The 24,431-nt window shown below is 71.8% G+C and carries 23 protein-coding genes and 1 tRNA gene; 17 read left to right on the forward strand and 7 right to left on the reverse strand.

What is annotated here, in order from left to right:
- The first annotated feature begins 3 nt into the window (after positions 1-3).
- The 6 genes from recR to N5875_RS20925 all read left to right on the forward strand — a co-directional run bounded on the left by recR (position 4) and on the right by N5875_RS20925 (position 6,105).
- Entirely contained in the window at positions 4-603 is a 600-nt protein-coding gene (recR, locus tag N5875_RS20900; protein WP_041662562.1) for a recombination mediator RecR, read from the forward strand.
- Positions 604-638: 35 nt separating this feature from the next.
- Positions 639-1,298, forward strand: a complete 660-nt coding sequence (locus N5875_RS20905; RefSeq protein WP_318208046.1) for a DUF5063 domain-containing protein — start codon at positions 639-641, stop codon at positions 1,296-1,298.
- Between the two features lie 139 nt (positions 1,299-1,437).
- Positions 1,438-2,709 (forward strand): aspartate kinase, encoded by a 1,272-nt coding sequence (locus N5875_RS20910; RefSeq protein ID WP_318208045.1) that lies wholly within the window; start codon positions 1,438-1,440, stop codon positions 2,707-2,709.
- Positions 2,706-3,764: an aspartate-semialdehyde dehydrogenase gene (locus N5875_RS20915; RefSeq protein ID WP_338495377.1), complete on the forward strand. Its 1,059-nt coding sequence runs from the start codon at positions 2,706-2,708 to the stop codon at positions 3,762-3,764. The genes N5875_RS20910 and N5875_RS20915 overlap by 4 nt, the downstream gene beginning before the upstream one ends.
- A 263-nt stretch (positions 3,765-4,027) precedes the next feature.
- A complete protein-coding gene (locus N5875_RS20920; RefSeq protein ID WP_318208043.1) occupies positions 4,028-4,849 on the forward strand; it encodes a SigE family RNA polymerase sigma factor in 822 nt (273 codons plus the stop codon).
- Positions 4,846-6,105, forward strand: a complete 1,260-nt coding sequence (locus tag N5875_RS20925) for a hypothetical protein (RefSeq protein ID WP_338495378.1) — start codon at positions 4,846-4,848, stop codon at positions 6,103-6,105. The genes N5875_RS20920 and N5875_RS20925 overlap by 4 nt, the downstream gene beginning before the upstream one ends.
- An 18-nt stretch (positions 6,106-6,123) precedes the next feature.
- Here the strand turns inward: N5875_RS20925 and N5875_RS20930 are convergent, their stop codons facing one another.
- Together N5875_RS20930 and N5875_RS20935 are read right to left on the reverse strand one after the other, a co-directional pair.
- Positions 6,124-6,864, reverse strand: coding sequence for an SURF1 family protein (locus tag N5875_RS20930; RefSeq protein WP_318208041.1), 741 nt, complete (start codon positions 6,862-6,864; stop codon positions 6,124-6,126).
- An 83-nt stretch (positions 6,865-6,947) separates the two neighbouring features.
- Positions 6,948-8,783, reverse strand: a complete 1,836-nt coding sequence (locus N5875_RS20935; protein WP_338495379.1) for a prolyl oligopeptidase family serine peptidase — start codon at positions 8,781-8,783, stop codon at positions 6,948-6,950.
- Between the two features lie 71 nt (positions 8,784-8,854).
- Between N5875_RS20935 and N5875_RS20940 the strand changes: the two genes are divergently transcribed.
- Positions 8,855-9,688: a methyltransferase domain-containing protein gene (locus N5875_RS20940; RefSeq protein WP_318208039.1), complete on the forward strand. Its 834-nt coding sequence runs from the start codon at positions 8,855-8,857 to the stop codon at positions 9,686-9,688.
- A gap of 56 nt (positions 9,689-9,744) precedes the next feature.
- Here N5875_RS20940 and N5875_RS20945 read toward each other — a convergent pair whose 3' ends face one another.
- Positions 9,745-10,776 (reverse strand): Lrp/AsnC family transcriptional regulator, encoded by a 1,032-nt coding sequence (locus N5875_RS20945; protein ID WP_318208038.1) that lies wholly within the window; start codon positions 10,774-10,776, stop codon positions 9,745-9,747.
- 155 nt (positions 10,777-10,931) lie between these two features.
- On the opposite strand from N5875_RS20945, the gene N5875_RS20950 reads away from it, so the two are divergent.
- From N5875_RS20950 to N5875_RS20960, 3 genes are all read left to right on the forward strand, one after another.
- Positions 10,932-12,428, forward strand: coding sequence for a tetratricopeptide repeat protein (locus tag N5875_RS20950; protein WP_338495380.1), 1,497 nt, complete (start codon positions 10,932-10,934; stop codon positions 12,426-12,428).
- Between the two features lie 20 nt (positions 12,429-12,448).
- A complete protein-coding gene (locus N5875_RS20955; RefSeq protein WP_318208036.1) occupies positions 12,449-13,468 on the forward strand; it encodes a YdcF family protein in 1,020 nt (339 codons plus the stop codon).
- A 194-nt stretch (positions 13,469-13,662) separates the two neighbouring features.
- On the forward strand, positions 13,663-13,944 hold the full coding sequence (locus N5875_RS20960) for a hypothetical protein (protein WP_318208035.1): 282 nt from the start codon (positions 13,663-13,665) through the stop codon (positions 13,942-13,944).
- 69 nt (positions 13,945-14,013) lie between these two features.
- Here the strand turns inward: N5875_RS20960 and N5875_RS20965 are convergent, their stop codons facing one another.
- A complete protein-coding gene (locus N5875_RS20965; RefSeq protein WP_338495381.1) occupies positions 14,014-15,207 on the reverse strand; it encodes a protein kinase in 1,194 nt (397 codons plus the stop codon).
- A gap of 329 nt (positions 15,208-15,536) precedes the next feature.
- Between N5875_RS20965 and N5875_RS20970 the strand changes: the two genes are divergently transcribed.
- Both N5875_RS20970 and N5875_RS20975 read left to right on the forward strand, forming a co-directional pair.
- The gene (locus tag N5875_RS20970; RefSeq protein WP_318208033.1) at positions 15,537-16,415 is read left to right on the forward strand and encodes a glycosyltransferase family 2 protein; all 879 of its coding nucleotides are present in this window, start codon (positions 15,537-15,539) and stop codon (positions 16,413-16,415) included.
- Between the two features lie 261 nt (positions 16,416-16,676).
- Entirely contained in the window at positions 16,677-17,276 is a 600-nt protein-coding gene (locus N5875_RS20975; protein ID WP_318208032.1) for an SgcJ/EcaC family oxidoreductase, read from the forward strand.
- Positions 17,277-17,328: 52 nt separating this feature from the next.
- Here N5875_RS20975 and N5875_RS20980 read toward each other — a convergent pair whose 3' ends face one another.
- Positions 17,329-17,955 (reverse strand): TetR/AcrR family transcriptional regulator, encoded by a 627-nt coding sequence (locus tag N5875_RS20980; RefSeq protein WP_338495382.1) that lies wholly within the window; start codon positions 17,953-17,955, stop codon positions 17,329-17,331.
- 86 nt (positions 17,956-18,041) lie between these two features.
- Between N5875_RS20980 and N5875_RS20985 the strand changes: the two genes are divergently transcribed.
- On the forward strand, positions 18,042-18,485 hold the full coding sequence (locus N5875_RS20985) for a DUF4345 domain-containing protein (protein ID WP_338495383.1): 444 nt from the start codon (positions 18,042-18,044) through the stop codon (positions 18,483-18,485).
- The gene (locus N5875_RS20990; protein ID WP_338495384.1) at positions 18,482-20,467 is read left to right on the forward strand and encodes an AarF/UbiB family protein; all 1,986 of its coding nucleotides are present in this window, start codon (positions 18,482-18,484) and stop codon (positions 20,465-20,467) included. The genes N5875_RS20985 and N5875_RS20990 overlap by 4 nt, the downstream gene beginning before the upstream one ends.
- 16 nt (positions 20,468-20,483) lie before the next feature.
- Here the strand turns inward: N5875_RS20990 and N5875_RS20995 are convergent, their stop codons facing one another.
- A complete protein-coding gene (locus N5875_RS20995; protein WP_338495385.1) occupies positions 20,484-20,936 on the reverse strand; it encodes a MarR family transcriptional regulator in 453 nt (150 codons plus the stop codon).
- A 221-nt stretch (positions 20,937-21,157) separates the two neighbouring features.
- Here N5875_RS20995 and N5875_RS21000 point away from each other — a divergent pair, with 221 nt between their 5' ends.
- From N5875_RS21000 to N5875_RS21010, 3 genes are all read left to right on the forward strand, one after another.
- Positions 21,158-22,801 carry a LuxR C-terminal-related transcriptional regulator gene (locus N5875_RS21000; RefSeq protein ID WP_338495386.1) on the forward strand — a complete coding sequence of 548 codons (1,644 nt, stop codon included), beginning with the start codon at positions 21,158-21,160 and terminating at the stop codon, positions 22,799-22,801.
- Between the two features lie 130 nt (positions 22,802-22,931).
- A complete protein-coding gene (locus N5875_RS21005; protein ID WP_318208026.1) occupies positions 22,932-23,819 on the forward strand; it encodes an alpha/beta fold hydrolase in 888 nt (295 codons plus the stop codon).
- Positions 23,820-23,835: 16 nt separating this feature from the next.
- The gene (locus N5875_RS21010; RefSeq protein ID WP_318208025.1) at positions 23,836-24,111 is read left to right on the forward strand and encodes a hypothetical protein; all 276 of its coding nucleotides are present in this window, start codon (positions 23,836-23,838) and stop codon (positions 24,109-24,111) included.
- Between the two features lie 158 nt (positions 24,112-24,269).
- Here N5875_RS21010 and N5875_RS21015 read toward each other — a convergent pair.
- Positions 24,270-24,343, reverse strand: a tRNA-Pro gene (locus N5875_RS21015).
- Positions 24,344-24,431: the final 88 nt, after the last annotated feature.

Here is a 24,431-nt window from a genome sequence, read left to right on the forward strand (position 1 = left end):
TCCGTGTACGAAGGCGTGGTTCAGGACCTCATCGACGAGCTGGGCAGGCTGCCCGGCGTCGGTCCCAAGAGCGCGCAGCGGATCGCCTTCCACATCCTCCAGGCCGAGCCGACCGACGTACGGCGGCTTGCGCACGCGCTCCTGGAGGTCAAGGAGAAGGTCAGGTTCTGCGCGGTCTGCGGCAACGTGGCACAGCAGGAGCAGTGCAACATCTGCCGCGACCCGCGCCGCGACCTGACCGTCATCTGTGTGGTCGAGGAGCCGAAGGACGTCGTCGCGATCGAGCGGACCCGCGAGTTCCGGGGGCGGTACCACGTCCTCGGCGGCGCGATCAGCCCGATCGAGGGCGTCGGCCCGGACGACCTCCGCATCCGCGAGCTGCTCGCGCGGCTCGCCGACGGCACGGTCACCGAGCTCATCCTCGCGACCGACCCGAACCTGGAGGGCGAGGCCACCGCGACGTACCTGGCGCGGATGATCAAGCCCATGGGACTCAAGGTGACCCGGCTCGCGAGCGGACTGCCGGTCGGCGGCGACCTCGAGTACGCCGACGAGGTCACCCTCGGCCGTGCCTTCGAGGGACGGAGGCTGCTAGATGTATGACGACCGGGCCGGCGCGCTCTCAGGGAGGCTCCTCGATGTCTGACCCCACGCTGCACGCGATCACGCAGAACCCCGACGACTTCTCCGTCCAGATCGCCGACTCCATCGAGAGCTTCATCGTCGCGACCACCGAGGTCGCCAAGGGCGACGAGCCGGACAGCGCGGTGCCCTTCCTGCTCCTGGAGATCTCGCAGCTGCTCCTCGCGGGCGGCCGGCTCGGCGCGCACGAGGACATCGTCCCGGACGAGCGGTACGAGACGGACACGGGCCCGGAGCCCGACATGGACGACCTGCGCGAGCGCTTCGCCGTGCTCCTCGAACCGGTGGACGTCTTCTCCGAGGTCTTCGACCCGTACGAGCCCCGCAAGGCCCCGGTCCCGGCCCGCATCTCCGACAACCTCGCCGACATCGTCGCCGACCTCCGCCACGGCCTGGCCCACTACCGCGCGGGCCGCACCAGCGAGGCCCTGTGGTGGTGGCAGTTCTCGTACTTCTCCAACTGGGGCCCCACCGCCTCGGCCACCCTCCGCGCCCTCCAGTCCCTCGTCGCCCACGTCCGCCTCGACCAGCCGCTCGCGGCCCTAGACGGCCTCGACACGGACGAGGACCTCACCGAGGACGACCTCGCCGAGGAGGCGGGCCGCGTGATGGCGGAGGAGATCGGCGCACCCCTGGGTCTGCGCGAGCGCCTCTGAACACCCGCTCGCACCTCCCCTTGATCACTCCGTGAGCGTCGCGTCTCAGCATCCGATATCACGGTGGCGTTTCCGGGTCGCTCGTTAGACTGAGCCGATCGCAGCGCCGGCTGCGGCACACACTGAGCGAGGAGCGCACGTGGGCCTTGTCGTGCAGAAGTACGGAGGCTCCTCCGTTGCCGATGCCGAAGGCATCAAGCGCGTCGCCAAGCGGATCGTGGACGCCAAGAAGAACGGCCACCAGGTGGTCGTCGTGGTTTCCGCGATGGGCGACACGACGGACGAGTTGATCGATCTCGCCGAGCAGGTATCCCCGATCCCTGCCGGGCGTGAGTTCGACATGCTGCTGACCGCCGGAGAGCGGATCTCCATGGCCCTGCTGGCCATGGCGATCAAAAACCTGGGCCACGAGGCCCAGTCGTTCACGGGCAGCCAGGCCGGTGTCATCACCGACTCGGTCCACAACAAAGCGCGCATCATCGATGTCACGCCGGGCCGGATCCGTACCGCCCTCGACGAGGGCAACATCGCCATCGTCGCCGGGTTCCAGGGCGTGTCCCAGGACAAGAAGGACATCACCACGCTCGGCCGTGGCGGTTCCGACACCACCGCCGTGGCGCTGGCCGCCGCGCTGGACGCCGAGGTCTGCGAGATCTACACCGACGTCGACGGTGTGTTCACGGCCGACCCGCGCGTGGTGAAGAAGGCGAAGAAGATCGACTGGATCTCCTTCGAGGACATGCTGGAGCTCGCCGCCTCCGGCTCCAAGGTGCTGCTGCACCGGTGCGTCGAGTACGCACGCCGCTACAACATCCCGATCCACGTCCGCTCGTCCTTCTCGGGGCTGCAGGGCACCTGGGTCAGCAACGAACCGCAAGGAGCCCAGAAGGTGGAGCAGGCCATCATCTCGGGTGTCGCCCACGACACCTCCGAGGCGAAGATCACCGTCGTCGGCGTGCCGGACAAGCCGGGCGAGGCCGCGGCCATCTTCCGGGCCGTCGCGGACGCCGAGATCAACATCGACATGATCGTGCAGAACGTGTCCGCCGCCTCCACCGGCCTCACGGACATCTCCTTCACCCTCCCGAAGGCCGAGGGCCGCAAGGCCATCGACGAGCTGGAGAAGGCGAAGAGCGCGATCGGCTTCGACTCGCTGCGCTACGACGACCAGATCGGCAAGATCTCCCTGGTCGGCGCCGGTATGAAGACCAACCCGGGCGTCACCGCGGACTTCTTCAAGGCGCTCTCCGACGCGGGCGTGAACATCGAGCTCATCTCGACCTCCGAGATCCGCATCTCGGTCGTCACCCGCGCCGACGACGTCAACGAGGCAGTGCGCGCCGTCCACAGCGCCTTCGGCCTGGACAGCGACTCGGACGAGGCCGTCGTCTACGGAGGCACCGGCCGATGACGCCGAAGCCGACGCTCGCGGTCGTCGGTGCGACCGGAGCCGTCGGCTCGGTGATGCTCCAGATGCTCACGCAACACGCGGACGTCTGGGGCGAGATACGCCTCCTCGCCTCCTCGCGCTCGGCCGGCCGGAAGGCCGCCGTGCGCGGGGTGGAGAGCGAGATCCTCGCGCTGAGCGAGGAGGCCCTGGAAGGCGTCGACCTGGCGCTCTTCCTGGTGCCCGAGACGGTGGCCGCCCGCTGGGCGCCCATCGCCGCCACCAAGGGCGCCGTCGTCGTGGACACCTCCGCCGCCTTCCGCGCGGACCCCGACGTCCCCCTCGTCGTCCCCGAGACCAACGCCCACGCGGCGCGCGTACGCCCCCGGGGCATCGTCGCGAGCCCCGGCTGCACCACCCTCGCGCTGGTCGTCGCCGTGGGCGCCCTGCACGCCGAGTTCGGGCTCTCCGAGCTGGTCGTCACCGCCCAGCAGGCCGCCAGCGGCGCCGGTGCCGGACAAGCCGGCGTCGAGGCGCTCCGCGCCCAGCTCGGACTGGTGGCCGGCCACGGCGACCTGGGCACCCACCCCGGAGACGTACGGCGGGCCGTCGGCGAGAACACCGGCCCCTTCCCCGGGCCCCTCGCGCTCAACGTCCTGCCCTGGTCGGGCACGGCGGGCGCCGACGGGGCCTCCTCGGAGGAGGAGCGCGTACGGGACGAGACCCGGCGGATCCTCGCGCTCCCCGCGCTGCGGGTCGCCGCCACCTGTGTCCGCGTGCCCGTGGTCACCGGACACTCCGTCTCCGTGCACGCCCGCTTCGAGCGCCCCGTGCCGCTCGACCGCGCGCACGAGATCCTCGCGACCACCCCCGGCGTCGTGCTGTACGACGATCCCGCCGCGGGCGACTTCCCCACCCCCGCCGATGTCGTCGGCACCGATCCCGCCTGGGTCGGACGGGTGCGGCGCTCCATGGACGACGAGCGGGCGCTCGATTTCTTCGTCTGCGCCGACAACCTCCGCAAGGGCGCGGCCCTCAACGCCCTTCAGATCGCGGAATCGGTTGTCACGTATTTGTAGGATCTGTGAACGACCTGTGAGCAAATAGGCGTCAGATACCTCTTGAACTGCGGTGATTCCGTGGCCGACGATGCTCTTCCCTCCTACTGCAACCAGTGGTCGGGTGGGGGCGTCTCTGCGTGCACTCAACCATGTGTGGCGCGGAGCACGCCGCGGAAGCGGGGCATCGGGGGAGAACGGTTACGCATGAGGACAAACGACTCACCGTCGAAAAGGGTGGCGTACGCGTACAACCCTGCCGGGGGGAAGCGTGTCCAACATGCGTGGCTGACGTACTCGACATCGCGACCATCGCTCCGCTGCGCGGCGCGGGCACCGCTGTGCTCCCCGCGCGGAGCGTCGCCGTCGTACCCGCACGCGGCACGGCGGGCGTACCCGTTCGCGGCACGGCCGTCGTCCCCGCACGCGGCACGGCCGTCGTCCCCGTACGCGCGGCCGTCGTCCCCGCACGCGGCTCCGCGGTCGTTCCCCACCGCCGGCCGCGCGCGCTCGGCGGCATGCCGGTGATCGCCCCCGTGCCCACCGGGTCCCGCGCGAGCGCCGTGGACGGCATCCCGTCGCCCCGGACCAGCGCCGAAGGCGCCACGACGGCCGGAACGACCGTCGACCACCTGACCGAGACCTACCGTGCCCACTACCGGTCGCTCCTCGGTCTCGCCGCCCTGCTCCTCGACGACACGGCCTCCTGCGAGGACGTCGTCCAGGAGGCGTTCATCCGCGTCCACTCGGCCCGCAAGCGGGTGCGCGAGCCCGAGAAGACGCTCGCCTACCTGCGGCAGACCGTCGTGAACCTCTCCCGGTCCGCACTGCGCCGCCGCATCCTCGGACTCAAGCTGCTGTCCAAGCCGATGCCGGACATGGCCAGCGCGGAGGAGGGGGCGTACGACCTGCTGGAGCGCGAGGACCTGATCAAGGCGATGCGCGGACTCCAGCGGCGCCAGCGTGAGGTGCTGGCCCTGCGGTACTTCTCGGACATGACCGAGGTTCAGGTCGCCGAGGCGCTCGGGATATCCCTGGGCTCGGTGAAGGCGTACGGTTCGCGGGGCATCGCGTCGCTGCGCGTCGCGATGGGAGCGACGTCGTGAGCGAGGCACCCGGTAAGGACGTCGGCAAGGACGTCGACAAGGACGTCGACAAGGACGTCGACAAGGACGTCGACAAGGACGTCGACAAGGGCGCCGACAACGACGCCGGCGTCGAGAACGACGTCCCTGATGAACGTGACGACCTGAGTGGACAGCGCATGGTGAACATCGAGCCCGGCCCCGGCGAGGGCGACGGGGACGACGAACTCGCGCTGCGGCGGCTGTTCCAGAGCACCGTCTCCGGCCTGGAGCCCTCCCCCGGCTCGCTCGAACACCTGCGCCGTGCCGTGCCCGCACGGCGCGCCCGCAAGCGGCAGGCCGTCGTCGGCGCCGCCGCCGCCGCGGTCCTCATCGGAACCGCCGTACCCGCCTTCGTGCACGTCGCCTCCTCCGGCGGCGTCTCCGCCGCCGGCAACCCCGTGAACGCCGGCCACGGCGAGGAGGCCCAGGGCGGCACCGGCGCCGAGACCGGCATCGAGGGCGGCCAGAGCGCCGAGCCCTCCGCGAGCACGGTGGCGCCCAGTCAGGGCGCCGCCGACGGCTCCGCGGGCAAGCCGCAGCGGCCCGGCCCCGGCGTGTCCTCCACCGTCCAGCAGGAGGCGTCGGCCCACGCAGGAGCCTTTCCGGTCTGTGCGGCCGAGCAGCTCGGCGTCAGCTCGGCGGGAGCCGGCGGACCCGATGGCGAGGGCAAGGTGCACGGCGCCTTCCGCATCGCCAACATCTCCGACCGGGCGTGTGTCGTGGAAGGCGGCGGGGTCGTCGGCTTCGAGGCCCGCGGCGCCGCCGACCCGGCCCGGATCTCGGTGATCCGGCACACCTCGGGAGACGGGGGCAGCGGACTGCCCGACCCCTCCCAGGAGTTCTCCGCGCTGGCCCTGAAGCCGAACGCCTCCTACGAGGTGAGGTTCGTCTGGGTACCGAGCGAGACCTGCCCGACGACATCCACCACCCCGACCCCGACGGCGACACCGCCGACCGAGCCGCCGACCACGCCGCCGCCGACGGACACCCCGACCGACGGCACCGGCACCCCCGATCCCAGCGAGGGCACGGGCTCCGGAGGGAGCGGCACCGATCCGGGCACCGGCCCCGACACCGGCGCGGCGCCCCAGCTGCTCCACGAGGACGGCGGCCCGGCGGACGGCAGCGTCCTGGTCAGCCATGTCGCGGAGCCCGGCGGCCCCGCGGCGTCGGCGACCATCCCCAACGCCTGCGCGGGCACGATCTACCGGACCGGGGTCCTGGCCGGCTCCTGACCGGCAGCGGCTCCTGACCTACAGTCCCAGTGCCTCGTCGCGGGACGCCTCCGCCTCGCGGCGGACCAGGCGGAACCACATGAAGAGGACGAAGCCGGCGAAGACGAACCACTCCGCGGTGTAGCCGAGGTTCTGGAAGGCCTTCGCGTCCAGGCTCGTGCCCGCCGCGGCCGCCGCCGGGACCGGGGTGAGCCCGGCGGGGGAGTCGGCGAGGGTGATCCAGGCGTCGTAGACGTCGTCCGTGACCACATTCACCAGGGAAGCCGCGCTGATCATCGCCAGCTGCCCCTCGGGCAGCCCGCCCGCCTTGCTGACACCCTTGCCGCCCCCGTTCTCCGAGGCCTGGAGCGCGCCCACGACCGTGACCTCGCCGGACGGCGGGGCCGGGACCTTCGCGCCCGTGGGGAGCCAGCCGCGGACCACCGGAAGCGATCGGCCTCCGTCCGTCCGCAGCAGCGTCAGGACGTAACTTCCGGTCCGGCCGTCCAGATCACGGTCCGGGACGAGGAACTGCTCCCCGAACCGGCCGCGCGCCTCGGCCGACCGGCCCGAGGTCTCCTTGTCCACCGGGAGCAGGGAGTCCAGCGGCTCCGCCTTCATCGTGCTCGCGGCGGGTCGCTTCTCGGCCGCCTCGTGGGAGTCGACGCGATCCTCGAACTTGCCCAGCTGCCAGGTCCCCATGAACACACAGAACGGGATCGCCAGCAGGACGAAGACGTTGATCCCCCACCAGCGGGGCGTTCTCAGGAACCGGTACACGCCCCCACGGTACGCAAGCGGCCTCGGCCACCCGTCGGCCGGGGCCCCGTCGGCCGGGCCCCGGCCGCCTCGGCTCTTCCCGCTCAGCTCTCCACGGGTCCACCCCCCAGGTGCTTCGCGGCGAACGCCAGGTCCAGGCCGACCTGCTTGATCCGCTCCTCCACCACGAGCGAGCCGTGGCCCGCGTCGTAGCGGTACACCTCGTGGACCGCGCCCCGGGCCGCGAGCCGGTCGATGTAGTTGTCGATCTGGCGGATCGGGCAGCGCGGGTCGTTGACGCCGGCCGAGATGTGCACCGGGGCCTTCACCGCGTCCACGTACGTCAGCGGCGACGAGGCCGCGTACCGCTCGGGCACCTCCTCCGGCGAGCCGCCGAGAAGCGTCCGGTCCAGTGCCTTGAGGGCCTCCATCTCGTCCTCGTACGCCGTGACGTAGTCCGCGACGGGGACCGCGGCGAGCCCGACCGCCCAGGCCTCCGGCTGCGTACCGATGCCGAGGAGGGTCAGATAGCCGCCCCAGGAGCCGCCGGACAGCACGAGCCGGGCCGGGTCGGCGAGGCCGCTCGCCACCGCCCAGGCGCGGACCGCGTCGATGTCCTCCAGCTCGATCAGACCCACCCGGTGCTTGAGCGCGTCCGTCCACTCCCGTCCGTACCCCGTGGAGCCCCGGTAGTTGACCCGCACCACCGCGTACCCGTGGTCCACCCAGGCCGCCGGGCCCGACGCGAAGGCGTCGCTGTCGTGCCAGGTGGGGCCGCCGTGCACCTCGAAGACCGTCGGGAAGGGGCCCTCGCCCGCCGGGCGCTGCACGAGCGCGTGGACTCTGCCGCCCGGGCCCTCCACCCACACGTCCTCCACCGGCACCGACGGCGGTGCCTTGGGGCCGGGCGGGTCGAGGACGACGCCGCCGTCCGTGGACCGCACCACCGGCGGCTCGGCGGCCGAGGACCACAGGTACTCCACGCTGCCGTCCGGCCGGGCCGTCGCCTCCGACACCGAACCGGCCGGGGTCTCCACCCGGACCAGGGCGCCGGTGGCGATCTCGTACCGCCACAGCTCGCTGCGGGCCTCGAAGCTGTGCACGATCAGCAGGCCGGAGCCGTCCGGATACCACTCGGCCGACACGTCGCCCGGCAGGTCGAGCCGGAGATCGGTCTCCGTGCCCGCCACCACGTCCCAGATCATCGGCTCCCAGCGGCCGCGCCGCTGGTGCCCCACGAGCAGCCGGCTGTCGCCCGCCAGAGGCGCGAAGCCGAGGACCGCGAGCCCCAGCTCCTCGGTGCCGCCCTTGGTGTCGTCCAGCTCGGCGAGCACGCTCGCGTCCGAGGAGCGCAGCACCCGCAGCGCCGAGTGCATCGCGTCCCCGTGCTCGGTGTGCTCGATGGCGATCAGGGCGCCGTCGTGCGACAGGTCGCCGACCCCCGCCGACTCCCGGTGCCGGTAGATCTCGACCGGGGCGCCGGCCCCGGGGCGTACCAGATGGACCGTCGAGCCGTCCTCGTCCGTGGAGCGGCCCACCAGGAGCGTGCCGTCCCGGCCGATGGCGAGGCCCGCCGGGTAGGAGGCGTCGAGGCCGGGCACGGCCGGCTCGTCCGCGCCGCCGGCGAACGGCTGGCGCATCCACACCCCGAACTCGTCCCCGTCGGTGTCCGCGAACCACCAGATCCAGGCGCCGTCCGGCGACAGCGTCCCGTCCGTCGTGCCGTTCGGCCGGTCCGTGACCTGCCGCTGCTTCCCGCTCGCCCGGTCCCAGGCGTACAGCTCGTACGTCCCCGTCGCGTTCGACACGAAGAGCGAGCGGTCCGGGGCCTCCTCCGCCCACTCGGGCAGGGAGACGCGCGGCGCGCGGAAGCGCCGCTGCCACGCGGGGGCCTGGGCGGTGAGCTCGGCCTCGGGCTCGGAGTTCTTGCTCTCAGTCATGGCACCCATGATGCTCCGCGCGGCGGACAATCGGGTCGCGTCACCCTCAACCTGTGGATAACCTCGCCGACATGTACTCCCCGACGCCCGAAGACTGGCACGAGGTCAACCGCGCACGCTGGGACGAGCGCGTCCCGATCCACGCCGCGAGCGCGTATTACGACCTCGACGCCTTCCGCGCGGGCAAGGAGGTGCTGCGGGACTTCGAGCTCGCGGAGGTCGGCGACGTCACCGGACGCTCCCTGCTGCACCTCCAGTGCCACATCGGCCTCGACACCCTCTCCTGGGCCCGTCACGGAGCCTCGCACGTCGTCGGCCTGGACTTCTCCGAGCCGGCCGTCGAGACCGCCCGCTCGCTCGCCGCCGACCTGGGCCTCACGCAGGACCGGGCGGCCTTCGTCGCGGCCGATGTGTACGACGCGGCGGAAGCCGTCCCGGACCGTGCGTACGACATCGTCTACACCGGCTGCGGGGCGCTGAACTGGCTGCCCGACATCGTGCGCTGGGCGGAGACCGCAGCCTCGCTGGTCGCCCCCGGCGGCTTTCTCTACGTGGCCGAGTTCCATCCGCTCACCGACTCGCTCGACGACGAGACCGGCAGCCGGATCGTGAACGACTACTTCGTCCGCGAACCCTGGGTGGACACCACCCCGGGCACGTACGCCGAGCTCGACGCCGCCACCGTCCACAACCGCAGCGTGGAATGGGTGCACCCGGTCGGCGAGGTCGTCACCGCGCTCGCCGGGGCCGGCCTGCGGATCGAGTTCCTGCACGAGCACGACGCCTCGCTGTACCCCCGCTACGGCGCGCTCCAGCGGCACGAGGACGGCTACTACCGCTTCCCGGCGGACCGGCCCCGCATCCCGATGATGTACTCGATCAAGGCGACCCGCCCGGCCGTTTGAGCCGACCGCCCCGGCGCCCCCCGCAGCCACGGGGGGCGCCGCAGCGGACCGGCGTGTCAGGGGGTGTCGGGGCGGATGTGGTGCATCCGCCGCCCGTCGGGGCCGAGGACCTGCGCCCCGATCTTGTGGGTGCGCAGCGCGAGCGCGGTGCCCGCGATCCGCAGCGCCGGGGCGACCCGTACGAACGCGGACGTGACCTCGTGCAGTTCGTCGACCGTGCGGAGCCACATCGCGACGGCCAGGTTGTGCGGGCCGGTGACCGAGGTGACCAGCCGGGTCTGGGGCAGCCGGGCGAGCGCCGCCACCGTCGCCGGCACCTCCAGGGGCGGTACGTCGGTGGTGACCATCGCCCACATCGGCCGCCCGGAGAACCTCGGCGCCGGCAGGCAGTGGTGGTGGAGGGCGCCGCCCGCCGACAGGACGTCCAGCCTCCGCCGTACCGTCGACTCGCTCGTACCGCACTGCCGGGCCAGTTCGGCGGCGCTGCGGCGGGCGTCCCCCGCCAGTTCCGCGACCAGCCGGTGGTCGAGTTCCGTGAGGTTCGGAAAGCGACGCACGTGCGCGCGTGGCCGCCGGTCGCCGCCCGTGAGTTCCGTGAGGAGCTGGACCTGCCCCGGGGTGAGCTGCTCGATCCGCGACCGGTACGGGCGGTTGTGCATCCGGGTGACGACCTGGGTGCGGCACCGGAGCACCCCGGGCAGCCGCCGCACGCGTCCGGCGAGGTAGCCGTCGAGGGCGTACAGGTCGGGGCAGATCACGAGCAGGACGAGGTCGGCGTCGCCGGTCACCTGGTGGACGCCGAGGGTGTACGGGTCGCCCGCGATCTCGGTCGCGGTGACCTCCGAGGTGCCCGCGACGCACTCCAGCTCGACCCAGGCGTGGAGCATCTCGTCCGAGCCGTGGCGGGCGGCGAGCAGCGAACTCCAGGCGTAGCCCCCGGCCGTGAGGTGCTCCCAGCGCCGGGCGAGGGTGTCGGGACTCGCCCCCAGCACGGCCGACAGCTGGGTCCAGCTGGCGCGCGGGGCCATCTGCAGTGCGTGGATCAGCGAAAGATCCGCCTCTCCGAGGACGGATTCCCCGGTCGTCATTTCCCTCCCTGGTCGATCCCCGGCAAACCGTGGGTGCGGGTCCCGGGGCGCCCCAGGATGGTGAACCGAGGCATATGCATTCAAGCGGCATCGGCGCGTGTTCGCCATGGACTCAGGCATACGTCACACACGGGGAGAGGACGGGGGCGGTGCGCATGGGGATCGAGGATCCACCCGAGACCGGGGACCGACTGCCGTGGGGCGAGCCCGCGACCGAGGAACGGCAGCCGTGGGGCGGGGCGGTGAGCGCCGACCGGCAGCCGTGGGTCAGGCCGGTGAGCGAGGAGCGGCTGTTGTGGGGCGAGCCGGTGAGCGCCGAGCAGCTCGCCGCCGCCGAGCGCGGCTACGCCCGCTGCGGGCCCGCCGAACGGCTCCTGTGGGAGCGGCTGTCCGTCTTCGAGGGAGCCTTCGACCGGGACGCCGTCCACGCCGTGTGCACGTCGTGGACGCTGCCCCCGACGTCGATCCTCGACGTCCTGGACCGGCTCGTGCCGCTCGCCCTCCTTCCCGTCGACGACCTGTTCGCCGGTGAGGACGACGTCCCCCGCTACTGGATGCCGCATCCGATGCGGGCCGTGGGCGCCCGTCGGCTCACCGAACGCGGCGAGCGGCCGGACCTCGTCCTGCGGCACCGGCGGTGGTGCGTGAAGCTCGCCCGGCGGGCCGCCGACTGGTGGCAGAGGGGCAGGCAGCTCGACGCCCGCGACCTCGCCCTGCGCGAACTCCCCGACCTGGCCGCGGCGATGGACCCGACGACCGCTCCGCTCGCGGGGGACGACGAGGCGGGCACGGCCGTCGAGATCGCCGTCTCGCTGTGGTTCCTGTGGGTGGTCTGCGGGCGGGCCGCCGAGGGTCGCACCCGGCTGCGGCACGCCCTCGCCCTGCTCGGCGGGGAGCCGACGGCCCGAGCCCTGTGGCTCGCCGCCTTCCTGGAGCTGGAGTCGGGCCGCCCTGAGGAGGCCGATCCGCTGCTCGCCCGGGCCTGGGCGGCGGCCGTACGGGACGGGGACGACGGAGCCCTGGGGCTCCTCGCCCATCTGCGGGGCTCGACCGCCCTGTACCAGGGGCGCACGCGCGCGGCGGCGGACGAGTTCCGGGAGGCCCTCGCGCTCATGGGGCAGTACCCGGAGTTCGGCCCGACCCGGCACGCGTGCTGGGCCGGTATCGCGCTCGCCCTGTGCCGTACGGACCCGGAGGCCGCGCAGGAGGCCCTCGACCAGGCCGACCTGGACCGTGAGAGCCGGTGGTCCTGGGTGGGCCGCGACATGGACGCCGAGGCCTGGTCGTACATCGCCCGCGCCGAGCTCACGGCGTGGGACGGGGATCTGGAGCGGGCCGCCGAGCACGCCCGGTGGGCGCTCCGGGAGCATCTGCGCATGGGATCGGCGGCGGGCGCGGCCGGCGCGGCGGAACTCCTCGCCCAGATCCGGGTGTCGGCGGGCAGGCGGGACGAGGCGGCCCATCTGCTGGGCGCCGTCGATCTGTTACGGACCTCGGTCTTCGACGGCTCGTACCGGCCGGCGGAGTTCTGCGTGGCGACCCGCGCCCGGAGCGAGCGGGCGCTCCGGGAGCTGCTCGACGTCCGGGAACTCCGCCGTGCTTACGAAGAGGGCGCGCGGCGCGGTCTGTTCGCCCTGGCGGGGGAGGCCTGAGGTCTGCCTACGATGCGGTCATGTCGTACGCCTTCGCCGTCGCCGCGGTCTTCCTGCTGTTCTTCGCGCTCGGTGTACGGCGGGACCGGCGTCGCTTCGGCAACGCCGTGCACCTCGGCCTCGCCGTCACCTTCCTCGGGATCGGGCTGCTCGCCGGTATCGAGGACGCCCCGCCCGGCGTCGCCGAGACCGTGATGATCTGCGGGCTGCTCGTGCTCGGCCTCGGACCGGTCGTCCTCGCGGGGCTGCTCACCGCGAACGGCGTGAAGATGGTCCGCAAGGAGGGCAGACGGCCGGCCAACCTGCTCTCGCTCCTCGCCGGGCTCGGTATGTTCGGCGTGATGATCCTGGCGGTGGCGGCCGCCGCGACCGACTCGTGGGCCCTGCAGATCCTCGTCGTCACCCTCCTCCTCGTCCTCGGCTACGTCTCCTTCCTCTTCGTCTGCTTCGTCGGTTACGCGTTCCTGTACGGCCGGATGAGGATCCGCCGTGACGCCGACTACGTCGTCGTCCTCGGCTCCGGCCTGATCGGCGGCCGCCGGGTGCCGCCGCTCCTCGCGAGCCGGCTGGACCGGGGGCGCGAGGTGCACGAGACGCTGGCCGCGTACGAGCGGCGCGACGGCGGCGCGCCCGTCCTCGTCGTCTCGGGCGGCCAGGGCCCCGACGAGGAGGTGCCCGAGTCGCACGCGATGGCCGACTACCTCGTCGAGCGCGGCTTCCCGCCGGGCGCGCTGCTGCGCGAGGACCGCTCGCGCACCACCGAGGAGAACATGATCTTCAGCAAGGAGCTGATGGAGCGGGACCGGCCGGGCTCCTCGTGCGTGATCGTCACCAACAACTTCCACGCCTTCCGGGCCGCCATCCTCGCCCGCCGCTCGGGCGTGAACGGCCAGGTGGTGGGCTCGCCGACCGCCGCCTACTTCTGGCCGTCGGCGACCATCCGCGAGTTCGCCGCGGTCTTCCTCCAGTACAAGGTGGTCAACCTCGGAATCCTGGGGACCCTGATCCTGCTCGGGGCACTCGTGTGGGCGAGCCGCTGAGGCCGGTGCTCGGTCATCGGGCTGCTCCGTTCGGCGGGGGGGCGCTCATCGGCGTACCGGTCCATCTGAACACCCGGCCGGCGGGGCCGCACTCCGGCCGCGATCCGCACCGGGCGCGGTGGGAGCGGCGGGACCGGCGGTCCGTACCTACTCTTGAGGTACGGAGGAGGGACGGAGGAGGTACGGAGGTACCCATGAGGCGACGGCACCACTTCCACATCGACCACCTCGGGCACTCGGTCTCCGCGACCGTCCAGACCGGGCACAGGCTCGTCGTCGAGATCCTCGTCGACGGCAAGGAGACGGGCCACGCCACGGCCAAGGACGACGGGCCGGTCACGGTGCCGGTCGAGCTGCCGACCGACCCGCCGACGACGGTGACCGTACGGGCCACCTCGGGGCCGGGCGCGCCGCGCTGCCTGCTGCTGGCGACGGCGGACGGGGAGCCGCTGGAGATGGCGCCGAGGCCGTACTGAGAGGCCCCGGTGCCGCCGAGGCCGTACTGAGAGGCCCCGGTGCCGCCGAGGCCGTACGGGAGCCGTGGGTCAGGAGAGCCAGGCCATTCCGATGATCAGGAAGACGACGAAGGCGATGGCCCCGGCGACGGCGGCCGTCTTGCGGGGACGGCGTCGGGAGAGCTCCGCGAGCCCGCCGGTGGTGCTGCCGGGCCGCTCACGCCGCCGGGAGGCGGTCGCGCCGGGGGACGAGGGTCTGTGAGCCTGCGCGGGCGCGGGTCTGCGCGCCTGCCCGGGCATCGGCGCCGGTACGGGCATGGGCGCGGCGCCGGGCATCGGGGAGGCCCCCGGCATGGGTGCGGCTCCGGGTGTCCGACCGGTCCCCGGCATGGGACCGGAGCGGGTGGCGGCGCCCGCCGGGAGGCCGCGGGTGTGGTGCGGGGCGTGCGGGGTATGCGGGGCGTGCGGGGTATGCGGGGCGTGCGGGGTGTGAGGTCCGGGCTGCGCGGGGGCGGGCCGGGCGTAGGCGCGCCAGGCGCCGGAGGAGAACCAGTCCGCGATGGCCTGCGCCGGGGGCCGCTGCTCCGGCTGCTTGGCCAGCAGGCTCAGCAGATACGTCTCGAACTCGGGCGGCAGCGCCACCCCGAGCCGGCCGGGCGGCACCGGGGGCGTGTCGATGTGCTGGTACAGCAGGGCCGTGGCGGTGTCCGCGCGGAACGGCGGGCGTCCGGTGAGGAGTTGGTAGAGCACGCAGCCGAGGGAGTACACGTCGGAGGCGGGTGAGGCGGGCTGCCCCAGGGCCCGCTCGGGCGCGAGGTAGAGCCCGGTGCCGACGATCTGGCCCGTCGTGGTGAGCGCCGCGGAGGGGTCGTCGACGAAGCGGGCGATGCCGAAGTCGGCGAGCTTCACCGTCCCCTCGGCGTCGACCAGGAGGTTCCCCGGCTTGATGTCCCGGTGCACGACACCCTGCCGGTGCGCGGCGGCGAGCCCGGCGGCGGCGTGCGCGGCGACCACGGCGACCCGCTCGGCGGGCAGCAGCAGCGGATCGGACGGGCTGTCGGCGAGGCTGTCGCCCTCCACCAACTCCATGACGAGGAACAGCTTTCCGTCCCAGGTGCCGAAGTCGAAGACGCCCACCACGTGCGGGTGGCTCAGCCGGGCGGCGGTCTGCGCCTCCAGCCGGAACCGGTCGGCGGCGGAGGGGTCGGTCCCGTGGGCCAGCATCAGCTTCACGGCGACGTCCCGGCCGAGCACCTCGTCGGTGGCCTGCCACACCTCACCCATACCGCCCCGGCCGATACACACATGAAGCCGATATCGGTCCGCGACCAGCACCTGGAGACCACCCCTTCGACGATCGATCAACTTGACGGAAGGGAACCAGCGTAGAGCCGCCGGGCGACGCCGTTCGCCGCGCTCCCCCCGGGGCGTCCGCCGACCCCCGTGAAGAAGCCCACGTCCGGCGCCCCCGCCCCGGTGATACGGGCGGGTCGATGGACGACGACCGAGGCTCGGGTGAACGGAAGGTGGCGTCGGCCGGTTAGCATCGCGGGCCGGAGTGAGTCCGGAAATGAGTGCCGGCGGACGCCGGTGATCGTGGAACGGAGAGAGTCGTGGCGCGACCTCGTGTGGGTGTGGCGGTACTGACGATGGGCACGCGCCCGGACGAGCTGCGGGCGCTGCTCGACGCCGTGGCGGCGCAGGACGAGGCCGCCGCCCGGATCGTGGTCGTCGGCAACGGCACCGGGACGCTGCCGGAGCTCCCCGAGGGCGTGACCGGGGTCGAACTGCCCGAGAACCGGGGTGTGTCCGGGGGGCGGAACGTCGCGATCGAGACACTGCGCGCCTTCGGTGACGTCGACGTGGTGGTGGACCTCGACGACGACGGCCTGCTCGTCGACACGGACGTCTTCCGCCGCCTGGCCGACCTGTACGAGGGCGACGACGCCCTGGGTGTCGTGTCGTTCCGCATCGCCGACGAGACGGGCGAGACACAGCGCCGCCACGTCCCGCGCCTCGGGGCGAAGGACCCGATGCGCGGCGGGGAGGTCACGACCTTCCTGGGCGGCGGCCACGGCCTCTCGATGGTGATGCTCGACGAGATCGGCGGCTGGCCGGAGGACTTCTTCTTCACCCACGAGGAGACCGACATGGCCTGGCGGGCCCTCGACGCGGGCTGGAAGGTCGTCTACGAGCCGAAACTCCTCCTCCAGCACCCGAAGACCAGCCCGGCCCGGCACGCCGTCTACTACCGGATGACCGCCCGCAACCGCGTCTGGCTCGCCAAGCGCAACCTGCCGGCCCTGCTCGTCCCCGTCTACCTGGGCGTCTGGACCCTCCTCACGCTGGCCCGCACCCGCTCCCTGCCGGGCCTCGCGTCCTGGTTCGCCGGCTTCGCGGAGGGTGTCCGTCACTCCTGCGGGCCCCGACACCCCATGCGCTGGTCCACGGTCCGCCACATGACCCGCCTGGGCCGCCCGCCGGTCATCTGACCAGAAGGCCGCCGCCCACCCCTCAGGGGCCTGACCCGCTTACGCGGATCAGGCCCCTGCCGCTTACGCGGATCAGGCCCCTGCCGCTTACGCGGATCAGGCCCCTGCCGCTTCGACGGGGCGACCCCCTTGCCTAATCTCTGCGCGTGAGCAGATAATGCATGAGTGCAGTTGCTTCACGAGAGCAGTTGATTCACGAGGGCAGTCGTTGTGCGTGATTGCCCCCGGGCCGCCACCACCACCGAACGGAGCGTCCTCGCCATGAACCGCAAGATCGTCAAGCGCGTCGCCCTGGCCTCCGCGCTCGTCCTCGCCCTCGGCGCGGCCGGCGCCTATCTCTATCTCGACGCCACCTCCGACGTGCAGCGCGCGGGAGTCGAAACCTGCGGCGAGGTGATCCCGGCCGACGCCGACCGCCGCGACGGCGAGGCCGTCTGCGCCACCCTCGACGCCCTCGCCGACGCCTGGGAGCGCGGTGACGCGGACGCGTACGGCCGCCAGTTCACCGAGAACGGCACGTACACCACCTACATCGGCAGCCACTACGAAGGCCGCGCCGACATCACCGAGAGCCACCGCGCTCTCTTCAAGGGCTTCCTCAAGGACAGCAAGCTCGCTTCCAGGTATCTCGACATGCGCTTCCTGACCAAGGACGTCGCCGTCCTCACCAGCCGCGGAGCCGACTACACCGGTGACAAGCCCGGCGTGGACGAACTCTCGAAGGTGACGACCTTCACCCTGGTCCGCGACACCGGCGACACCTGGCGGATCGCGGCGTTCCACAACACCGAGCGCAGCAACGTCATGGAGCGCTTCTCCTTCCTCTACGCCCCCGACACCGCCCCGAAGGCGGAAAAGTGACCCGCGTCCTGATCACCGGCGCCACGAACTGAGGTGTGCGGTACGCCCCAGGTCACGCTCCAGCGGTGTGCGTGGGCGGCCAGTCGGTGGCAGGGTCCGCGAGGAGCAGCGGGCGCAGGGCCCCCACCGCGGCCCCGATGCAGGTGTCGCGGAGCTCCGTTCGGGTGCAGGTCTCGCGCGCGAGCCAGTCCACACACAGCACTTGCACGAACACCAGCCACGCCTTGAGCGTCGCGGAGACGGCGTCGTGCATGCGCTCGTCGGCGAGCGGGAGCACGCCGAGCAGGCGTGAGCGCAGGGCATCGAGCTCGTCCGTCATGATCGTCTGGATGACGGGGTCCCCCGCGAGTACCCGGTTCGCGGCCAGCACGGCCTGGCGGTTCGCGATGAAGTAGTCGAAGTGGGCGTCCAGGCCCTGGGTGAGCTGTTCGACGAGCGTGGCTTCCGGATCGAACCGGGTCGCTTCGAGCAGCCGGTCGGTCGCCTGCTGGTAGACCGCCGCGAAGAGGGCGTGCTTGCTGGGGAAGTGCCGGTAGAGCAGTGCGCGGGACACTCCGGCCTCCTGCGCGACATCCTCCATCAGCACGTCGTCGTACGGGACGGCTGCGAAGAGGCGGGCACCGACGGCGAGCAGCTGGGCGCGGCGGTCGGTGGGAGTCAGGCGTCGGCGGGGCGTCACCCGTCCAGCTTAGTTGACATTCATCTACTAGCGACGCCTAGACTGCCGCTTAGTAGACGCATGTCAACTAAGCGCCAGGGGGAGTCATGGCCAGAGCACTGCGGATGTTCGCGTGGGTGATGGGTGTCGCCTGTGTGGCGATCGGCCTGTTCCATGTGGTCGGCGGCAATGCCGCAATTCCCGGCGAGGCCGACGCCGGCGCGACCATCGACAGCCTGGGCCGGTTCTTGGGCGCGATCTTCGCCGGGTACGGGCTGGTCTGGCTGTGGGCTGCCCGGCAGGATCCCGTCCCGGCTCGCGTGGTGCGGTGGCTCGCCGCGGTGTTCCTGCTCGGCGGCATCGGGCGGCTGCTGTCCCTGGCCGTGCACGGGTGGCCGCACTCGTTCCAGGTCATGCTGGCCGTGATCGAGCTGGTCTTCCCGCCGGTCTGGTTCTGGCTGGCCGACGCCGACGAGCGCGCCGCCCGGGAGCGAGGCCGGAGCGTGTCACTCACCGGCGTACGCGACTCCTCACGTGCGACGGACCGATGAGCATCGCCCTGTTCGCCGCGCCAGGTCCGGCCGGCCCGTCGTCGACAGAGTTCCTGATTCCTTCGTTCTTCCTGGGATTCCTGTTCACCTTTGTTCCCGCTCTGCTCGCCCGACGGCTGCTGAATCTGCGATCCGGGGTGCCCCGGATCGTGTTCTGCACCCTCGTCGCGATCACGATCAGCGGCTCCACGGTGGGCCGGTACATGAGGCAGGACGACGAGTGGTCCTTGGCGACCGTCTTCTGGGGCGTCACGCTCGCCCTCACCATGCTGATGCTGCTGCTGCTCGAGGCCTTCGTCCCCGGCGGCCTCGGCCCGGTGGGCCTGGCCAAGGAGCTCTACCGCCGCAGCCTCCGCGCGCGACGCTACGCCCAGGTCAGCGCCATCTCCACACGCTCAGGCCTGCCCCGCTTCGCCACCGACCGCCCCCGCCGCAACTCCCCCGAGCGCAATGCCGCTTTCGCGGTCGCCTTGCGCCGCACCCTGGAGGACAGCGGCGTCACGTTCGTCAAGCTCGGCCAACTGCTCTCCACCCCCCGCGACCTGCTGCCCCCTGAGTTCATCGACGAACTGAGCAAGCTGCAGAACGAGGTCCCGCCCGCCCCCTGGGGGCAGGTGCGCGAGCAGCTGGAAGTCGAACTCGGCGCGGCTCCCGAAGAGTTCTTCATGGACTTCGACCCCACCCCCCTCGCCGCCGCCTCCATCGCCCAGGTCCACCGGGCGAAACTGGCGGACGGCCGCCCGGTGGTGGTGAAGGTGCGGCGCCCCGGGATCGTACGCATCGTCGACCGCGACCTCGACATCGTGCGGCGGATGGCCCGCACCCTGCAGCGCCGCTTCACCTGGGCCCGCAGCATCGGCGCGGTCGACCTGGCCGAGGGCTTCGCCGACTCGCTCCGAGAAGAGCTGGACTTCCGCATCGAGGCCCGCAACCTCGCCACGGTCGCCGCCGCCTGCGCCGGCCGCTCCCCTGTGCGACTCCCTCACGTGCACGAGGAGTTGACGACGGCCCGAGTCCTGGTCATGGAGGCCCTCGACGGCATCCCTCTGGGCAGCGCAGACGCGACCCTGACAGCACGAGGCACGGACCGCGACGCTCTGGCCCGTACGCTCCTCGACGTCCTGCTCCGCCAGATCATGGTCGACGGCGTCTTCCACGCCGACCCGCACCCCGGCAACATCCTCCTTCTGCCCGACGACTCTCTCGCCCTGATCGACTTCGGCTCGGTCGGCCGCCTGGACACCCGGCTCCAAGGCTCGCTGCGGCGCCTCCTCGCCGGCATCGATCAGCGCGACCCGGCGGGCGTGCGGGACGCCTTCGTCGAGATCATGGACCGCTCGGACGCGGTGGACGGCGAGTCCCTTGAGCGCTCCCTCGGCCGCTTCATGGCCCGCCATCTGGGCCCGGGTCTGACGCCCGACCTGGAGATGTTCACGGACCTCTTCCGCATCGTCTCCGCCCACGGCGTCGCCGTACCCGCGGAGGTGGCAGCGGTCTTCCGCGCCCTCGCCACCCTGGAGGGCACGCTCGCCCATCTGGCCCCCGGCTTCAACATCGTCAATGAGTCGCGCGCCTTCGCCGACCGCGAGATCACCGCACAGCTGCGCCCCGAGTCTCTGCGTCAGGTGGCGCGGGACGAATTGGTGTCGCTGATTCCGCTCCTGCGCCGCATCCCGCGTCGGGTGGACCGGATCACGGCAGACCTGGAACGCGGCGTGTTCACCGTCAACGCGCGGATGTTCGCCGACCCCGCGGACCAGCGCGTCCTGGCCGGCCTCCTCCAGCAGGTCCTGATCGCCGTACTGGCGGCGACCACCGGCCTCATGTCCGTGGTTTTGCTGGCCAGCAGCGGCGGCCCGCAGATCTCGGACCGGCTCCGCCTCTACGAGGTCTTCGGCTACAACCTGCTCGTGCTCAGCGTGATCATGATGCTGCGGGTGCTGGTCGGCGGCTTCCGCAGGCGGGAGAGCCGGGGCCGATGACGGCCGCCCCTGGACATCACTGATGACGCAGCTGCTCGGCGGCCTCCTGGTACGCGTCGGCGGCACGGGCGAAGTAGTCGAAGAGGACATCGAGTTGTTCCGGCGCGTACCCGCCGAGGATCTGACCGACCTTCTGACGGGCGGGCGCCATGACGCGGTCGAGCTCGACGGGTTCGCCGACCGGCTCGACGCTCAGCTTGCGCCGGTCGCCGGGATCGGGCACACGGCGCACATAGCCCGCCTGCTCCAGGCGGTCGATCAGGCGGGTGGTCGGGCCGGTCGTCAGACCGGTGCGCGCCGCCAGTTCGCCCGGGGTCATCGCGCCCGTCAGATGAAGGATGTTCAACGCGTACAGATCCGTGGCGCCGAGGCTGCAGGCATGGGCGCTCGCGTGACCGTGGAGCAGCACCGCGCTGAGGTACCGGCGGTAGACCTCGCCCGCGTCAGGGCGCATCGACGGCGTTGACAAGAGTTCCTCCACTCCCTAATCACTTCTCTAGGGAAGAGACTTCTTCCATGCAGTGACTCCTCTTGGGAAGTTATCACGACACACAGGGGCCTGGCCCGCTCTCGTGAATCAGGCCCCTGGTTGTGCGCCGCGATGGGGCAAATGGAGACATTCCGTGCTGTCTCATAAAATTGAGCTACTCCTTGGAGGCGCCATGAAGCTGAGCGGGGAAGGCGGCCGTCGTGGCTGCGTCCGGCGATCTTGAACGTGGTCGGGCGGCCTGCGCCGCACGGGCGTGGGCCGATGCCCGCAAGGCGCTGGAACTCGCGGACCAGGCGGCTCCGCTGGGGGCGGAGGACCTTGAACTCCTGGCCGTCTCCGCCTTTATGACGGGGCGCCACGACGACTTGGTGAGTGGTCTTGAGCGTGCGTACGGCGCGCACCTCGACGCCGGGGAAGCGCTGCGCGCGGTGCGCTGTGCCTTCTGGGCCGGGTTCGATCTGGCGTTCAGGGGGGAGATGGGGCGCGCGACCGGATGGTTCGGGCGGGCCCACCGGCTGGTCGACGCCGAGGAGAGCGCCTGTGCCGAGGAGGGCTACCTCTTGATGCCGGCCGTCATGGGACAGCGGGCCGGCGGCGACTACGCGGGCGCCTACGCGACGGCGGGTCGGGCCGGCGTGATCGCGGAGCGGTTCGGGGATGCGGATCTGCTCGCCCTTTCCGTGTACGAGCAGGGCCACGCCCTGGTGCGGGCGGGGCAGGTCGAGGAGGGGCTCGGGCTGCTCGACGAGGCCATGGTGGCCGTCACGGCGGGGGACCTCTCGCCCATTCTCACCGGGGTGATCTACTGCGCCGTGATCGACGTCTGCGGTGCCGTGTACGAGCTCCGCCGAGCCCATGAGTGGACCGAGGCGCTGACCTCGTGGTGCCAGGAGCAGCCCGACATGGTGGTGTTCTCCGGCGAGTGCCTCGTGCACCGCGCGGAGATCATGCAGCTGCACGGTGCGTGGCGGGACGCGCTGACGGAGGCGGAGCGGGCGGGCGAGCGGTTCCGCCAGGAGTCGTACGAGGGGGCGGCCGCGCCGTCGTACTACCGGCTGGGGGAGATCCACCGTCTGCGAGGAGATCTGGCGACGGCCGAGGAGGCGTACCGAGACGCCGGCCGATGCGGAGGGGATCCGCAGCCGGGGCTGGCACTGTTGCGGCTCGCCCAAGGGAACGAGGGCGCCGCGACCGCCGCGATCCGAAGGGTGATGGAGGAGACCACCGAGTCCCTGGAGCGGGTCGGACTGCTGCCCGCCTGCGTCGAGATCATGCTGGCCGTGGGAGACACGGAGGCCGCGCGACACGCGTGCGACGAGCTCGGCGAGATCGCCGGGAACTACGGGACCGTCGTCCTGCGTGTGATCGCGGCGGGCGTCCGTGGCTCGGTCGATCTGGCGGCCGGGGACGCACGGTCCGCCCTGATCGCACTCCGCAGGGCCGAGCGGGGATGGCAGGATCTGGACGCAACGTACGAGACCGCGCGGACGCGCATGCTCATAGGCAGGGCATGCCGCGACCTGGGCGACGACGAGACGGCGGCCCTGGAACTCGAGGCGGCTCGTGCCGTGTTCGAGCGCCTTGGAGCCGCACCGGATGTCGCCCGGGTCGACTCGATGACCCGGGACGCCGCCGTCGCTCCCGGGAACGTCCAGGGGCTGACCTCGCGCGAGCAGACGGTGTTGCGCCTTGTCGCCGCCGGGAAGCACAACCGGGAGATCGCGTCCGCCCTGGTCATCAGCGAGCACACCGTCGCCCGGCACATCCAGAACATCTTCGCCAAGCTCGACGTCTCGTCCAGGACCGAGGCGAGTGCCTTCGCATACGAGCACCACCTCGTCTGACGTCGCGCCCGGCCGCCTGAGTGGTCAGAAAGCACCACGTCATCAGCAGGGCGAGGGCGAAGTTGGTGATTCCGGGCGATGCCGACCGTCGTCGCCCCGAGGAGGCTGGGAGCGGATGGAGGTGGCAGCGATGAACAAGTCCTACGACGGCGACGACATTCGACGGCAGCTCCTCGCCGGGTTCCCCGCCACGGATCGGCGAATCGACGTGGCCGGTATCCCGACCGCCGTGCTGGCAGGCGGTGACGGCCCGCCCCTCGTCCTGCTGCACGGTCCCGGGGAGTTCGCCGCGACCTGGATGCGCGTGATGCCGGACCTGATGGAGACGCATCGCGTGATCGCTCCCGACCTGCCCGGCCACGGTGCCTCCGGGGTGGGCGAAGGCCCGCTGAAGGCCGATCGCGTCCTCGCCTGGCTGGGCGACCTGATCGAGCGGACCTGTGCGTCCCGCCCCGTCGTGGCCGGTCATCTGCTCGGCGGCGCCATCGCCGCGCGCTTCGCCTGTGACCACGGCGACCGGATCGCCCGACTGGTCCTGGTGGACACGTACGGCCTCGGCCGGTTCCGGCCCGCCCCCAAGTTCGCGCTCGCCCTGGCCCGTTTCATGGCGCGGCCCTCGGAGCGTGCGCAGGACAAGCTCATGGGGGCCTGCATGACCGACCTGGGCCGACTGCGCGAACAGCTCGGCACGCGCATGGAGTTGCTGGAGGCGTACGCGCTCGACCGAGCCCGTGCGCCCGGCCAGAAGGCCGCTCTCCGCAGCCTCATGCCGCAGTTCGCCATGCCCTCGATCCCGGACGCCGACCTGGCGCGGATCGCCGTGCCCACGAGCCTGATCTGTGGGAGGCACGACCTCCAGGTGCGGTTGAAGGTCGTCGAGGCCGCGAGTGCCCGTTACGGATGGCCGCTGCACGTGATCGAGAACGCCGCCGACGACCCCGCCTTCGAGCAGCCCGAAGCGTTCCTGGACGCGCTGCGGACGGAGATCGGCACACCCCTTTCCCCGCACATCACATGACCGAAAGGAGACAGTCATGGCAATCGCGATGATGGTGGACAACCCAAACGGTTCACAGGAGCTCTACGACAAGGTCCGGAGGCAGTTGGGCCTGGAGAAGCCCGCGGGCGGCATCTTCCACGCCGCCGGTCCGAGCCCGAATGGCGGCTGGCGTGTCATCGAGATCTGGGAGTCGGAAGAGGACGCGAAGCGCTTCGTCGCGGAGCGTCTCGCCCCCGCCCTCCAGGCGGCCGGCGCGCCGAGCCCGCCCCCGACGCCACAGTTCTGGCCGGTCTACAGCTACATGACCTAGAAGTCTCCGCTCACCTGAGGGCGAGGCGCGTATCCGGTCGATGCCTGGGAGACCCCGACCAAGATCGCCTCCCAGGCTTCTCCCAAACGATCTACAAAGCCAGTCAGGGGCCTGATTCGATTTTCTCGAATCAGGCCCCTGACCTGGTCTTACGGCTGTCGGGGTGGCGGGATTTGAACCCACGACCTCTTCGTCCCGAACGAAGCGCGCTGCCAAGCTGCGCTACACCCCGATGTCGCTGCTCTGTTGTTCACGTCGCGGCGACATCGATTACTTTAGCCCACGCGCGCGCTGAGGCGAAATCCGGTTTTCGGGCGGTC

The sequence above is a fragment of the Streptomyces sp. SJL17-4 genome, assembly GCF_036826855.1.
In the GTDB taxonomy this organism is placed as follows: domain Bacteria; phylum Actinomycetota; class Actinomycetes; order Streptomycetales; family Streptomycetaceae; genus Streptomyces.

Bases quoted from the DNA above. Each gene is read 5' to 3' on its own strand.
- N5875_RS20905 (WP_318208046.1), top strand. From the start codon at position 639: ATGTCTGACCCCACGCTGCACGCGATCACGCAGAACCCCGACGACTTC.
- N5875_RS20915 (WP_338495377.1), top strand. From the start codon at position 2,706: ATGACGCCGAAGCCGACGCTCGCGGTCGTCGGTGCGACCGGAGCCGTC.
- N5875_RS20935 (WP_338495379.1), bottom strand. From the start codon at position 8,783: ATGACTGAGAGCAAGAACTCCGAGCCCGAGGCCGAGCTCACCGCCCAG.
- N5875_RS20940 (WP_318208039.1), top strand. From the start codon at position 8,855: ATGTACTCCCCGACGCCCGAAGACTGGCACGAGGTCAACCGCGCACGC.
- N5875_RS20945 (WP_318208038.1), bottom strand. From the start codon at position 10,776: ATGACGACCGGGGAATCCGTCCTCGGAGAGGCGGATCTTTCGCTGATC.
- N5875_RS20950 (WP_338495380.1), top strand. From the start codon at position 10,932: ATGGGGATCGAGGATCCACCCGAGACCGGGGACCGACTGCCGTGGGGC.
- N5875_RS20955 (WP_318208036.1), top strand. From the start codon at position 12,449: ATGTCGTACGCCTTCGCCGTCGCCGCGGTCTTCCTGCTGTTCTTCGCG.
- N5875_RS20960 (WP_318208035.1), top strand. From the start codon at position 13,663: ATGAGGCGACGGCACCACTTCCACATCGACCACCTCGGGCACTCGGTC.
- N5875_RS20965 (WP_338495381.1), bottom strand. From the start codon at position 15,207: ATGGGTGAGGTGTGGCAGGCCACCGACGAGGTGCTCGGCCGGGACGTC.
- N5875_RS20975 (WP_318208032.1), top strand. From the start codon at position 16,677: ATGAACCGCAAGATCGTCAAGCGCGTCGCCCTGGCCTCCGCGCTCGTC.
- N5875_RS20985 (WP_338495383.1), top strand. From the start codon at position 18,042: ATGGCCAGAGCACTGCGGATGTTCGCGTGGGTGATGGGTGTCGCCTGT.
- N5875_RS20990 (WP_338495384.1), top strand. From the start codon at position 18,482: ATGAGCATCGCCCTGTTCGCCGCGCCAGGTCCGGCCGGCCCGTCGTCG.
- N5875_RS21005 (WP_318208026.1), top strand. From the start codon at position 22,932: ATGAACAAGTCCTACGACGGCGACGACATTCGACGGCAGCTCCTCGCC.
- N5875_RS21010 (WP_318208025.1), top strand. From the start codon at position 23,836: ATGGCAATCGCGATGATGGTGGACAACCCAAACGGTTCACAGGAGCTC.